Origin of the sequence: Paenibacillus sp. FSL R5-0345 (genome assembly GCF_000758585.1) — a bacterium.
Classification (GTDB): Bacteria; Bacillota; Bacilli; order Paenibacillales; family Paenibacillaceae; genus Paenibacillus_AQ.
Map to the genome: position 1 here is coordinate 4222354 of NZ_CP009281.1, position 14642 is coordinate 4236995.

At 41.4% G+C, this 14642-nt stretch carries 10 protein-coding genes; 4 read left to right on the forward strand and 6 right to left on the reverse strand.

The genetic code is table 11. The features are described 5' to 3' along the window. Positions 1-12 precede the first annotated feature (12 nt). Positions 13-963, reverse strand: coding sequence for an ABC transporter permease (locus tag R50345_RS18740; protein ID WP_042132288.1), 951 nt, complete (start codon positions 961-963; stop codon positions 13-15). A 155-nt stretch (positions 964-1118) separates the two neighbouring features. On the opposite strand from R50345_RS18740, the gene R50345_RS18745 reads away from it, so the two are divergent. From R50345_RS18745 to R50345_RS18755, 3 genes are all read left to right on the forward strand, one after another. Next, positions 1119-2930: a sensor histidine kinase gene (locus tag R50345_RS18745; RefSeq protein ID WP_042129070.1), complete on the forward strand. Its 1812-nt coding sequence runs from the start codon at positions 1119-1121 to the stop codon at positions 2928-2930. A gap of 4 nt (positions 2931-2934) precedes the next feature. After that, a complete protein-coding gene (locus tag R50345_RS18750) occupies positions 2935-4542 on the forward strand; it encodes a response regulator transcription factor (protein WP_042129071.1) in 1608 nt (535 codons plus the stop codon). Positions 4543-4651: 109 nt separating this feature from the next. Further along, on the forward strand, positions 4652-6331 hold the full coding sequence (locus R50345_RS18755; RefSeq protein ID WP_042129073.1) for a type 2 periplasmic-binding domain-containing protein: 1680 nt from the start codon (positions 4652-4654) through the stop codon (positions 6329-6331). Positions 6332-6447: 116 nt separating this feature from the next. On the opposite strand, the gene R50345_RS18760 is transcribed toward R50345_RS18755, so the two are convergent. Continuing rightward, entirely contained in the window at positions 6448-7554 is a 1107-nt protein-coding gene (locus tag R50345_RS18760; RefSeq protein ID WP_042129074.1) for a P-loop NTPase family protein, read from the reverse strand. A gap of 70 nt (positions 7555-7624) precedes the next feature. On the opposite strand from R50345_RS18760, the gene R50345_RS18765 reads away from it, so the two are divergent. Continuing rightward, a complete protein-coding gene (locus tag R50345_RS18765; protein ID WP_231574282.1) occupies positions 7625-8149 on the forward strand; it encodes a CDP-alcohol phosphatidyltransferase family protein in 525 nt (174 codons plus the stop codon). Positions 8150-8153: 4 nt separating this feature from the next. On the opposite strand, the gene R50345_RS18770 is transcribed toward R50345_RS18765, so the two are convergent. The 4 genes from R50345_RS18770 to R50345_RS18785 all read right to left on the reverse strand — a co-directional run bounded on the left by R50345_RS18770 (position 8154) and on the right by R50345_RS18785 (position 14508). Then, complete coding sequence (locus R50345_RS18770) at positions 8154-8750, reverse strand: DUF1349 domain-containing protein (RefSeq protein WP_042129078.1); 597 nt, start codon at positions 8748-8750, stop codon at positions 8154-8156. 199 nt (positions 8751-8949) lie between these two features. Then, a complete protein-coding gene (locus R50345_RS18775) occupies positions 8950-12072 on the reverse strand; it encodes an ATP-binding protein (protein ID WP_042129080.1) in 3123 nt (1040 codons plus the stop codon). Between the two features lie 174 nt (positions 12073-12246). Further along, positions 12247-12966 (reverse strand): ankyrin repeat domain-containing protein, encoded by a 720-nt coding sequence (locus R50345_RS18780; RefSeq protein ID WP_042129082.1) that lies wholly within the window; start codon positions 12964-12966, stop codon positions 12247-12249. A 30-nt stretch (positions 12967-12996) separates the two neighbouring features. Continuing rightward, on the reverse strand, positions 12997-14508 hold the full coding sequence (locus R50345_RS18785; protein WP_042129084.1) for an S-layer homology domain-containing protein: 1512 nt from the start codon (positions 14506-14508) through the stop codon (positions 12997-12999). Positions 14509-14642 lie beyond the last annotated feature (134 nt).

Sequence of the window (14642 nt, forward strand, 5' to 3'; positions counted from 1 at the left end):
TTGTCATCCTTTCTAGAAAATTCTGTACCCTGCAAATCTATAAGCAAGTCGGTAAGAGACTACGATTAAGACTAAGCTAATTAACGATTTAAATAGATTAACTGCGGTTGCGAAACTGAACTGTCCGCTTAGAAGACCTTCTCTATACACGAAGGTATCAATGATATCTCCCTGCTGATAGATCAATGGACTGTACAAGTTAAAGATCTGGTCAAAGTTTGCGTTGAGCACATTACCCAGTGCCAAGGTGGCGATTACGATAGCGATTGGGATTAACGCTGGGATTGTGATATACATCGTTTGTTTCCAACGCCCCGCCCCATCCACTTCAGCAGCTTCATAAAGTGATGGATTGATACCCGAAAGTGCCGCTAAAAAGATAATCGTATTGAAACCAAACTCTTTCCAAACATCACTGGCAATGATAGTGAACCTGAACCAGTTGCCGTCTCCTAGGAAGAAAATCGGCTTGATGCCGAATACAGATGTGAGGAATTGATTGACAATACCTGTCTGAGCAAGGATATCAATAAGAATCCCTGAAAGTGTAACCCAAGACAGAAAGTGCGGAAGATAAACGAGTGTTTGAATAGTTCTTTTAAGGCCCATTCTTCTTACCTCATTAAGCAATAAGGCGAAGATAAACGGAATAATCAAGTTCAAAACAATTTTGGAGCAAGCAAAAAATAACGTATTCCACGTAATGGACAGGAAATAATCATTCTCCCACATGTACCTGAAATGCTTAAGTCCGACCCACTCGGAATCAAAAAAACCTAGTGCAGGTTTATAGTCTTGAAATGCCATAAGAATTCCGGACATCGGAATATAAGAAAAAATAAAAACCATGATTGCCGCTGGCAACACCATAAAATGGAGAATCCATGGTTGATTAAAGCCTTTTTTTCTTTTTTTACTCGGCTGACTTTCTAGGCTCGCCTGTGGTATCGAGTTAACCTCCATATTAGCCTCCATAGCTCTCTCCTGTTCCCAAAAAAAATATTTTGTGTGTGATGGGGATCTCTGCTATAAATAGTATCAGGCGTTTCTCAGGTTTGACTATATAACATTGTTAGGCTTGATAGGGTTTTATTAGGACAACATCTGGAGGGGCATTTATGAATTTATGGAAGCGCTTTACAATACTTAGAGGAAACTTACAATCTCGATTTAGTCTGTTTGCCAAAATAAACAGCTTGATCATAATCCTATTCATTCCCATCATTATCATGTATACCTTTTCAAATAACGTCACCTTCGAGGTTGTAGGCAAAGAGTTGCAGACGTCCAATACGAAACAACTTACTTTTTTATCCAATCAGATCGATTCGCGAATTAATCAGATGATGGACTTCACTCTTATTCTGTCAAGAGATCCCAACGTCAGGGCATTCAATGGACTAAATGTATGGGAAGATCGATATGATCAGATGCAGACCAGATATATTCTCCAGGAAAAGATGGTGCTTCAAGCTGGGGTTACAGATATTTGGCCGACCAGATACGCCGTTCATTCACAGCAAAATAAAGATGTCATCGCCAATTACGACAGACCCATCGGGTATGACGAGGATTATTTAAAAGCAAATATGAGCGGAAGATGGACGTACGGTGATCATGGTGTGGAATCTCAAGGCGATCTAAAATCCTTTTACTGGTTCTTAACGGATTCCTTAGCTCAGCCGGGGACATTAACGGGAAGTAGCCTAGTCATTGAAGCTAGTTTTAGTTATACGAACATTCAGAACATGCTCGATTCGTACAAAGCAGGTGGACAAGGCGATCCGTTCTTCTATCACAAAGGGGAGAAACCGATCCTCAACCGTAGCGCGGACAAGCAGCTATCCGACGAACTAGTTAATTACCTGGATAATCACTCTCCAGAGAATACAACTCAGGATGTAGTGAAACTAAATGGGAAGAACTATTTGGTCAGTTCTGTGAAATCAGCCTCTTTGGATTGGCATTTAGTAGATGTTGTCCCGCTTTATCAAATTCTCAAACCAATTTCTCTTAGTCGGGATTTATTCTATATCACAATGATTCTGCTATTTGTTGTGGGAGTATCCTCTTCCATTCTGCTATATAGAAACGTTCAATATCCAATTAAAAAGCTAGTCAGCGGTTTACAGCGCGTACAGCAAGGAGATTACTCCGTACGGCTTCATAGCAATGAGCAAAATGAGTTTTCGTTTCTGTTCCGTCGTTTTAATGATATGTCCCATCAAATTCAAGACCTGATAGAAAATGTATTTAATGAAAAGATCCGAGCTCGAGAAGCTACTCTCAAGCAGCTTCAAGCGCAAATTAATCCACATTTCCTCTATAACTGTCTTGGTTATATTATCAATATGGCCCAGATGAAGGATGAAGACGCTGTCGTATCAATGGCATATAATTTAAGTGCTTACTACCGTTATACCACCCGTATGGAACGGGAGACGGCTTCTTTGGAGGAAGAAATCAAGCTCTTGGTCAACTATTTAGATATCCAAAAACTGCGCAACGGCAGAATTGATTATCATATTGATATTCCTGAGGATATGCTTAGCCAATCTGTACCTCGCCTAATGCTCCAACCTATGGTGGAGAATTCTGTGATTCATGGAGTAGCGAAGTCCTATTCATCAGGCGAGATCAAGATTAGTGGTGAGAAATCAAACGGTTTCTGTAGAATTTATATTGATGACGACGGCCCCGGCTTGAATCCGGATCAGCTAGAAGCATTAAACCGTAAAATGCAAGAGCCTTTACAGGAGGAAATGGGTTGTGGTCTTTGGAATACGAATCAGCGGATCATGCACCTGTTCGGCAATCATTCAAGTCTTACCTTCAAGCCATCCCCTCTCGGTGGATTCCGAACAGAAATTGTCTGGGAAATCCCAACTGAGGATGATAGTTATAAATTAAAGGAACATCAAGGAGACTAACAACATGCAGATGATCATAGTAGACGACGAAGCACACTGGGTAGATAATCTTTCCATGACTAAACCCTGGCATACGCTAGGAATTGAACAGGTGCATAAAGCTTATTCCGCACGTGAAGCGCTGCAAATTATCGATACGCATCCCATTGATATAGTGATCTCAGATATCCAAATGCCAGAAATGACAGGAATTGAATTGATTGAACGAATAAGAAAACACAATAAAAAAATAAAGTGTATTATATTATCCGGTCATTCAGAATTTGATTATGCCAAAAAAGCACTACAAAATAAGACCGTGGATTACTTGCTTAAACCGCCTACTGATGATGAATTGCTCGGAGCAGTTAAAAATGCGATCAATCAATTAAACGCAGAATGGGAGCTCATAAGTTCACTTAAGCGGACCCAGTTTACCCTTCGGGAGAATCTTCCGGTTTTACGGGGGCGATTACTCCTGGATGCCTTACAAGGACATCGATTTCAAGCCGGTGAATGGGAACGGAAGCTTGTGAGTTACGATCTGCCCTTCCAATCCGGAGAAGCCGCTTTAATGCTTGTACGAATGGAAGAAGAATTCGGAGAATTTGATAACACAGATCAAACCTTGATCGAATATGCGATCATTAATATGGCTGAAGAAATTATGGGAGAATTCATGGAGGTCTGGGGGGTTAAGGAAGAACATGGTTACCTTGTGTTTCTGCTTCAGCTTAAAGATCAAGGAACCGATCTTGAAAAAGAATCCATATTAGAGAAGCTTTCTTTACAACTTCAGTATAAGGTTAAGCAATTTCTGAAAGGTTCACTCTCCATTGTAATCACGGAGTGGTTCAAATTCCCTGAGCAGCTGTCGACTCGTTTCCAGCAAGCTTCATCTTCTTTCCGTCAAATTGTCGGGGATGAGCGTGAATTCATTATGCGCGTTAGTGACTTGGAGCTTCCTTCAGTGCATGGCCCCTTAGATGCTCTTTATACCCCTCCCACTTTGATTCATCTACTGGAGAGTGGACATTGGGATGCGGCTGAAGAAAAATTGCTTGCCGTCTGTGCCGAGCTGGATGAGAAATGGTCTGAATCCTGGGAGCATTGCATGGAGGCTGGCTTTTTAATTACTGCCTCTTTCACGAATCTCGCACATCGTAACGGTCATACATTGGCAAACTTAATGGGGACCGATATCGAAGCGTTGCAGAGCGGGGATGCTTTTTCCAGCATTAGTAAACTAAGAAAATGGTCTCTAAGTGTTCTGGCCCAGCTAAAAGAAGGAACATCCAACGAAATTAAAGACATTCGTTCCGAATATGTAAAGAAAATTCAAGATTATACGGATAAGAACTTGCATGATGATGTATCATTACGTGTTCTAGCTGACCATGTAAATCTCCATCCGACACATTTATCAAAAATCTATAAGATTGAAACGGGTGAAGGAATCAGCGATTATATCTCGCGCTTGCGGATGGATCGTGCCTGTCATAAGCTGAAGACCACCACTAAAAAAGTCTATGAAATCAGCATGGAGATTGGATATATGGACCCTGCTTATTTTATCAAAGTATTCAAACGGCAGTTTGGGGTAACACCGCAGGAATATAGAGACACAAAATAAAGAGCATGATAGAGTCCTATCAAAACTAAAAATCTCATATAGATGACATCCCCGACAAGTTGTTAAAGTTACACTTGTAAAGATCATACACAGTAGGGGGAATTGAAGAATGATCAAGTTCAAGAAAATGTGGTCGCTTCTCACGGTCACAGCACTTATCACTCTCACAGCATGTGGCAGTAGCGGCACATCTAATGAGAACGCCAAAAATGGTAACGCTACCAATAATACCCAATCCGAAGCAGATGCTGCTTTCGCAAAAGGCAAATACGATCCACCAATCGAGTTCAGTGCCGTATTGATGCCTAAGAAGTATGTTCAAGGTGATACCAAAGAAAACAACGTTCACGATCGCTGGATGCTTGAAACATTGGGTATGAAGCATAAAGATACTTGGTATCCTGCAAATGACGATCAATACAGACAAAAGCTTCAACTTGCCATTGCTTCCGGCGAAAAGCTTCCTGATTTCGTTTTTGCACCAACTAACGCAGTATTGACCAATCAGCTTATTGATTCCGGTCAGTTCATCGCTATTGATGAGTTATTTGATAAGTATGCCAACAAAATTCTGAAAGATCACGTTGCAGCACATCCAGAACTTTGGTACCCATTCACTAAAGACGGCAAGAAGTATAATCTGCCGATCCTTGAATATACCGACAATGATGATACGCTCTTGTGGTTGCGTGAAGACTGGATGGAAAAGCTGAACCTTGAAGCGCCTAAGACCATCGCTGATCTTGAGAACATCATGGACAAATTCAAAAACGAAAACCCTGATGGCTTAGCACCTAAAGATGTGTACCCGCTTGCAATTTCTTTGAAAAACAATACAAATACCTGGATGGGCCAACTCGACTGGTTATTCGGGGCATACGGTACGATTGAGGAACAATGGAACAAAGACAAAGACGGCAATCTAGAATACGGTTCCATTAACCCAGGTGCTAAGCAAGCACTCGCGAAGCTTAGCGAATGGATGGATAAAGGCTATATTCACACGGACTCCGCTCTTTGGGATGAAGGTAAATCTGCTGAGAGCTTCACGAAAGGTGCAGCTGGTATTCTGCCAGGCGCCAACTGGGTTCCAGACTGGCCCGCTCCCGACCTTATGAAGAATGTACCTGGTGCGAAGATTAAAGGTTATCCGGTTCCAGCAGGACCCGATGGTTTGATTGGAACCAAATGGCAGAATTCCGGTGTAAACGCTAGTATCATGATTAACAAGGATGCTAAGCACCCTGAAGCGATTTTCTTGTACTATAACTACTTGCTTGATAACCTAGCTAACCCGGCTGCAGGCAGTCAATATGAATATGGCTTTGCTAAAGGTTACGACTGGGATATGATTGATGGACAACCTACAAGTGATAAAGACAAGATTAAAGACTTCTCCAATGAATTCCCATTCTTAACAGGTCCGGCCCGTATTCCTGATCTGTTTATGAAGACTTTGGTTAAACTTGCTGATGGCGAGACACCTGTAACACCTTATGAAAAACAAATGGCAGAGTTCCGTAAACCAGAAAACTGGGCGGCAGGAAAAGTTGTTATGTCGCAGTTAGACGTCCGTAAACAAAACTACTTTACTGGTGCTGCTACACCAACAATGGTTTCTAAATGGAACCTGCTTCGTCAGTCCGAAATGGAAACTTTCAACAAAATTATTTATGGCAAACTGCCAGTAGACTCTTTTGACCAATTCGTTGCCAATTGGAAATCCAATGGCGGTGACCAAATCACCAAAGAAGTTAACGAATGGTTCAAGTCTGTATCCGCGCAATAAGCTTTCACAAGCATAGCAACAAGCAGGAGCGTTCATTCGCTCCTGCTTGTTTTTTTATATAATTCGCACGCCTCTGGTAAAATAGCCAGATTGCCGCTCCCTTTTGGAAGAACACTTCATGGTTGCTTTTGATAGATTACCCCATTTGTCGTCCATCTGTCACATAACTGTTCTCCCTTAATAATAAGGCATTCCCCATCAAGCCTAATAATTACTGGCAAGTCATGGATATAAAATTCCGAGCCTGATTTGGGCACTAACTTCTTTTTAGAACCATCTGGAGTAATAATATGCCCCTCAACCAATTGAAGCTGCTCATTTATTTCCTCACATCTGTAAGTACCATATGGCATTGTAAAGCCGCAAAAAGGTAAATAATTGATACCCAGAAAATTTAGTTGCGAATCAACATAGTCTTCCCATCTACTCTCTGAAATTTCCAACGAAAGTTTACTTATAGGAGCTGAGTCGAAAAGCTTTCTTGCATATCTACCGTAATCTCTTAAGAACATCTTATAGCCTTCCGCCCCTGGAGGACGATTTCTATAGTATGGTTGATGATTGTCTCTTTCCCAAATTCGCTCCAAAAATGCAGTTCCTCGACTCTTTGCAAGATAATCAATCGTGTCATCCGTATTATTCCTGTACATGTAAATCAATGAGGGTTGAAGCGGGGATATAATCTTATAAATTGCTTCGATAAATGACTGAAGCTGGATGAATGGTGCGTCAGCTAAGATAAAGGTGTATATTTGGAATTGAAAAATACAACTGTCCAAGATTACAATTTGATTGGAGTGGAGTTGTTTCTTTACGAAATGCTCCCACTTTTCAATGGCCACTTGTTTATAACGTTCCAAGTCGAAGTTCCATACATCATATCTTTTTAATTCCGTAAACGCATCACTACCTAAGTATTCTTGATAATTCCACTCTACTTCTAGCAGATCAATTCCAATGCCACGCTTTCGTTTAATGAGAAGCTGCTCCAATATCGGAACTGTATGGGGATAACTAGCGATAAATTCTAGATACTCTTCATTCTCCATATATGCTTCATAAAAAAATAAAGTTGGGTGAGGTCTCGCTACTTCGTGAATCCATCTAGCCTGCTCGCCATTTTGCTCTAATTGTTGAAATAATATTCCTGCATTAGTTGATTTGCCTGTTGAAGGAAGCCCCTCCATCAAAATCAACCGGGATTGATTGAGTGTTCGTGGCATAATGAGTACTCCTCGGTTCCTTAAGTCTTCCCATAATATGTAAACAAAGGTGGGGTTGAGATTGAAGCTTGTGCCTAACTATATCACGCTTAGCAGAATCATTTTGGCAATAATGCTGTTATTCTTCAAGCCGTTAAGTTCGGTCTTCCTTATTATTTATGTCCTTTGCGGAATCACCGATCTGATCGATGGACCTATTGCAAGAATGACGAACACAACAAGTAGTCTTGGTGCAAAGCTAGATTCTGCAGCCGACACAATACTGATAGCTGTCACTTTATTTACATTGTATCCGTTTCTCGGACTTACACATGTAATCATCTTCTGGATCTTCATGATCGCTGTCATCCGTATAACATCGATAGGGGTTGCCCTCCGAAGATTCAAAACTTACGCAAGCCTTCACACCTATGGCAATAAACTGACCGGGCTCCTCTTATTTATAACTCCTCTATGGCTTCTCCACATCGATCACTCCATTTGGAATGTCTTTGTATGTATCATTGCTACCATATCCGCCGTGGAGGAATTCATCATCCAATTCACTTCAAAACAATTAAAGTTAGACCGAAAAGGATTGTTTATTAAAAATTGATTCATTAGAAGCGGCTTTCAGCCTTCGATTCCGACAAGCTCAAATAATCAAACTTCACTGAACAGCCTTCACCTTGCGGGGATTGCGCGACTACACCTGCTACGCATTCAGCACCTTTATTCATTCCAAAATATCGGATAAGTTTCCAATCCGCACCGTCCTCTGAATAAGAAAAGGTGACACACTGATTTTGCTTGGTCATACGCAAATAAGGATTGTCTACAGCAACTTGTACGGAGTTACAATCATCTGACATCCCTTCTCTTGTCACCACAGACACGATTATGGGACACTGTCCGTCGAATTCAAAACAAATCTTGGCCCAGTTATAATGGTCCATCATAAACATTAGGCAGCCTGAATCATATTTATGCCGCATATCGACACTAATTCTGGTTGTCATTTCAAAGGAAGCTCCTACAGGTGTGGATAAGAATGGTGCTGAGCTCGCGATATGTTTACCTGCCGGGTCTTGAAAAAAATCTGATTCAGGAGGTGCAATTATTGTAAGCTCATCTAAGTCTGTAAACTCCCAGCGCTCAGGACGATTCATCCAGCTCAGTTGGTTTCTTGTTTCATTTACAAATAAGTTTAAAGTCATTCTTCTTCTCCTATCGTCAATGATTTTCTGACATTCCCCATGCCTATTTCCTCTCACCTACAATTTTTCCTTTCTTTGTAATCATGCCAGATCGTTTTTATTTTTACAATCTCCTAAGGGATAATAGTGAAATAATCACATAATTTTCTAAATAAAATACCAAAAAGGACAACTCCAAGGAGTTACCCTATGATCACAGTCAACCCTCATCAGGAATGATAAAAGACACCGTAGTCCCCACACCAGGAATACTTTTTATTTGTAAGCCAATTCCATATAATTGAATCAATCTTCTATCCGTATTAAGCAGCCCAATGCCTTGGTTCTTATAGCTTTTTGGATTTAATAGCTTGCTGACTTGTGCTTCGTCCATTCCCATCCCTGTATCTACAACGTTAAAATGGACAGCATCCGCACGTGTCTCAATGTGAATACGCAGTGTTCCACCTTTAGCCCGACTCAAAACGCCATGTCGAACAGCATTCTCAACTAGTGGTTGAATCGTAAGCGGAGGAATTAACATTTCCAGATTCGCATCTACTTCCCATTCCACATGGAGCCTCTCCTCGAAACGCTGCTGCTGGATATATACGTAATTCTCAACCAGTTCAAGCTCCTGTGACAGCGTAACGAGCTTGCCTGCATTTAAGAAGTCAAAACTAATGCGCAGATAAGTTGTGAACGCATCTGATAACTCTCTCATTTTGGCAGTGTCAAAGTCGCTTAAAGACATGATCGAATTCAGTGTATTGAAAAGAAAGTGCGGATGGATCTGCGCTTGTAAATAAGCACCCTCCATCCTCAACCGATCATTAACCGCTCGCTTCATAGATGAAAGGGACAGGGCGCGATACTTCAACTCCATAGCATCTACCGGCTTGGTGACATAATCATTTGCTCCAGCCAAGAAACCCGCATAAACATCCTCCCGCTCACTACGAGCGGTCAGTAGAATAATAGGTAATTCATACATCGTGAACCGCTCACGAATCAATCTTGTCAATTCATAACCAGACATACCCGGCATCATCACATCCGTGATGATCAAATCAAATCGATCATGGTTTAATTTATCCAGCGCTTCACGTGCAGAAGTCGCAGTAACCATCTGATAGGTTCCATCTGACAAAATATTTTGCAAAACTTTTAGATTAACCGAATCATCGTCAACCGCCAGAACACGTATAACATCAGAGTCTGGATCAAGCTTTGTGAGTGGCTCTTCTTCCTTCGTCGAATATGTGGCAGCTACCATAGCAGACGTCTCAGCAGTTATCCATGCGCTGAATGGTGACAATGTTTCCGTATCCTTCTCTAGTTGTGCATTCGAAACGGATGATTGAACACTCTCATCTACTACAGGTAATTTGAAGCTGAACTTACTACCTTGACCCGGCTGCGATTGCAACAATAATTCACTACCGTGTAGTTCGACCAGCTCCTTACAGATACTAAGTCCCAGACCGATACCACCCTCGCCATAAGCCCCTTGTTCATAACGCATAAAAACACGCTTTTTCAGTGACTCATCCATACCTATTCCTGTATCTGTGACACGGATCCATACGTGCCCTCCCACTTGCTCTGCTACTAGTTCAACCTTCCCCTGTTCGGTATACTTAAGCGCATTATGAACTAGATTTATCAGAATCTGAACTAATCGCTCCTCATCAGCATACACACACGGCAAATTCTCATCGATATCCATGCTAAGCTCCACCTTTGTTCCACCGGTAAGGAAGCGTAACATATCTAGCACACCCTCCGCCAAGGACCTTACTTGCACGGCTTTTATATTCATCACAATCCGTTTATCCTGCAATCTCACCACATCAAGCAAATCATTCAACATGAGCGACATCCGCCGACTGACCATAATTAGCAGTTCCATGTCACGTTGACTTTCTTCATCCAGCACATGTTTTTTCCTCGTTAACACGCTCTGGGCAATATTCATAATCCCATGCAGGGGAGTCCGTAGTTCATGTGACGTATTCGCCAGAAAACGGTCCTTTAATTTATTTGCCTCTGCTAATTGAGCGTTTAATAACACATTTTGATGGGATTGATGAAAGTATCTTCTAAACCAATAAGCTGAAAAAGTGGCTAGTGCAGCAATTAAATCTATCGGATAAAACATAAATTGTGAGGTTCCTGCGTAATAAATAGAAGCCCATAATATATTGTTTAACACAGCAAGCACTGAGCATAATAAAAATAATGCACCCTCAGCACGAATAAATACCATCTTCATAAAATAATAAGCCGTCCAACATACTGGAACGTAATACAGGATCATATAGACCCCTTTTTCGATCGAATATAGCACGGTATCATCTGGACCAAAGATTATAAATAGGGTAAAACCGAGAAGTGAGAGGATATAACTATAAAAGGCCTTACCTTTTCGCAGATTCCCATAGAGCTCTCTACCCATCAGGAATAGGAACAAGCAGAATCCTATATACGAAAGCACCTTTAGCTTCAACGTCCAGATAAAATCAACCTGAAGAAACCGGAACAATAATCCGTTATGTTCAACTCCAATGGATACAGCCGCTGCAACCATCATGGAGAAGAAAATAATCAATTCTGTTTTTCGCACATCCATCAAATAAATGATCAATAAATACAATCCATGTAATAGAAGCAGTACCCCTACGATTAGCTGCAAGCCAATGGAATTCCAGTAAACGGTGTCCACTTCATGTTGAATGCCAAACTCCACGGATCGTACAATGCCTCCTTTTAACGGAGACTCAAAATTTGAAGCCCGAACAAACAGATCCACTTCGTGCTGATCTATAGGTGCATAACTAATCAGGAATGACTTCTTCACAGAGACATGGCCTTCCTTATCATTAGATAACACACCAAACCGTGAGAGAACCGTTCCATTAATCTCCACTTCAGAAGCCGTATAGATGGATTGGAACCAAAAGCTAAGTGGCTCAGATAAGGGTCGATCCAGCAGAATTCGCAAATGATACGTTCCGTATCCATATGCTTTTTTTTGTTCTTCAGGCTTGAATATAGCATTCCAGTTACCCGGAACTTGTAGCCTCTGTCCCCCAGAAACACTATCAATGTTGGCGTTATTCACCCATTGTTCAGGATAAAACTCCCATTCTCCATCCAGCGGAAAGGAGCTAATTGATTCAATGTCCACCCCGCGTAAATCTAGCACACCTTGCTTCACAGTTGGTGGATTGGACAACGAAAAATGATTATGCCAACCCCAGCGCACCACAAGCAACAAACCTATAAATACTACTATGTATAACATATGACTTAACTTAATTTTATTCTCCGAAGTTCTCATGCACGCCTCATTCTTCGACAAAATTTAATAGTCCTATATCCCCATCTTCCACTATTGAACATTATAGTCTGATTATACTATATTATGAGGTCTGTTGAAGTAAGGAATACAAGGATCAAAGAACAAAAAAAAGAAACTCCAAATTGATCGAAGTTTCCTTTTTTTCTCCATACATTATAACGACTCGCTACTCTTTTTCATTAACATTTCAACCATTTCTATATATCCCCGATTTTGAGCATGCTCTAAGGGACTAATTCCATCAGAATCTGCAAGATAGATGTCAGCACCATGCTGAATTAAGAGTTGAACTATAGCCTGATGTTCTTTGCCCCCATCACCCAGTATTATAGCTTCTAGTAATGCAGTCCAACCCAGATTATTGATATGATCAATATTGACGTCAGAAGTGGTAAGAAGCTCTTCTACAACGTCCACATGACCACGGTCTGCAGCAGGGATGAGTGCCGTTCCCCCAAACCTGTTCAGGATTGATGTATCAGCACCTGCAGCAACAGATACCTTCACAAAATCAAGCATGCCCTCAGCTCCAGCAAAAAGAAGTGGATTATCCGAGCGGTTGTCGCGCATATTGATATCGGCACCTTTTTCAAGCAAAAATTTGAATATATTCAGTTGATTCGTGTGTACTGCGATCATAAGGGACGTTCTAGCATCTTTGTCCGTAGCATCAATATCTGCACCGTCTGCTAATAGTTTGGCTATAAGATCCTTATCTCCTTGACGAGCAGCAGCTAACAGTGCTTGGTTCAATTTATCCATTTCATTGTTCACCTCCTGAGTTGATTGCTGCCCTTGGTTGTTTAACACCTTGAAATCATCGGTCTGACATCCTGTAATCAAGACGATGAGTGTTAACACGAGAAAGCGCATGGCAACCAACACCTTTCCTGTGAATTATCCTTAATTCGAAGTTAATGTTGCTTGGGATGTTGCCCATGCACCCAACGGTGTTACAGTATACACTGTGCCTGCAGCCAATTTGCCATTATTCGTAATATCGAATACACCTACCGCACCTTTACGACTGGAGAATTTATACGTTGCAGCCAATGTGTCGCCGTTTGGAGCAGTTAGTTGTACACTACGACCCGAAAATAATTCATCCCCAGGATCTTGAGCCAAAGTTACATTAATGGATGTTTCGCTGACAGCTTCCGCACTGGAGATTTGCAGTGGCGCTATTTCTTTCGCTTCAAATGATGGATTTGCTATATTGGCCCAGTCGGACGTTACGGTATATTTTACACCCGGTTTCAAGACTTGTCCTTCTGGCAACCGGAATTTCGGCTCAATCTTACCATCTGTTGATTGTGTGAATGGGACATACTTGGCAACGATAGATTCTCCACCTTCCGGAGTTATCGTTACTTGTCTGCCTTGCATGGAAGAAATGATTTGATACGTGATGCCGTTTGCTTTATTTTTCTCATCCAAAACAAATGCGTTAGCACCACGACCACCACTGTATGCAGAGATGACATATCCATAATCAATAACGCCATTGGTTTTCAGCGCTTCAATCTCGAAGGTATCGTTGGTTACCTGAGTGGTTGTCGTCATATCCACCTTCGCTGAATTTCCTACAAATGATCCTGCTTTCTTACCTTTGTACGTTAAATTATAATTTGCTCCAGCTTTTTGTACCGATGTAGGAACGATGTACGTTGCAATGGAGCCCGTTTTCAGACGAGGCATATTCGTCAAGGTTAGACCATCATTGAATACAAAATCTTCTTTCGCTTTAGCAAACACTTCATTCTCAGCAGTCAATGGCGCATCCAATGTCACGATTAATGTAATTTCATTGATCGATTTTATACTTGTAATTTGAGCTTTATCGGAAGGCACTGCTTTACGAGCTGTATTCAGTAAGGCTGCGACTTCTCCGCGTGTTGCGGGTTCAGGAGTGGAATTCAATTGATTTGCCCAGTAGTTAACCGATAAGACATCACGCTTCAACGCCTTTGATACTACTTGTACAAGCTCTGCATCCGTTACCGCTTCTTTAGGGTTGAATTTACCTTCTTCTGTCTCCATTATCCCTAAACCAACAAGTGCTGATGCATATTGGTAATACCATACGTTTGAATTCACATCGGTGAATGAAGCATCATTCTCGTCGGAGCCTTGTAATTTAAAGGTCAGTGCTACCATTTTCGCTAATTCTGCACGAGTGATTGGATTGTGTACACCCATCGATTGATCTGCATACCCCTGCAACACACCCAGTCCTACAAGTGCTTCAACGGCTTCTTGAATTTCTTTGTCGGATACCTTCGATGCTACTGCGGATATCCCTATGTTGCTTGATGCAGGTGCTGCTTGTACATTTAACACCGCAAAGGGTAAAGAGGTTGTGCCTAGTGCTGCTGCGACCATTAATGCTGCTGCTTTTTTAGAAACTATTTTCACTATATTTCCCCCTCAAGTATCATTAAGTTAATAGTTGCTCATGTCTATAACTGAATGATAAAGGAAAGAAATAAACTCTCCAGAAACGATTTATTAATAAAGTATTAACTGGATATTAATAATATCGAAAATCG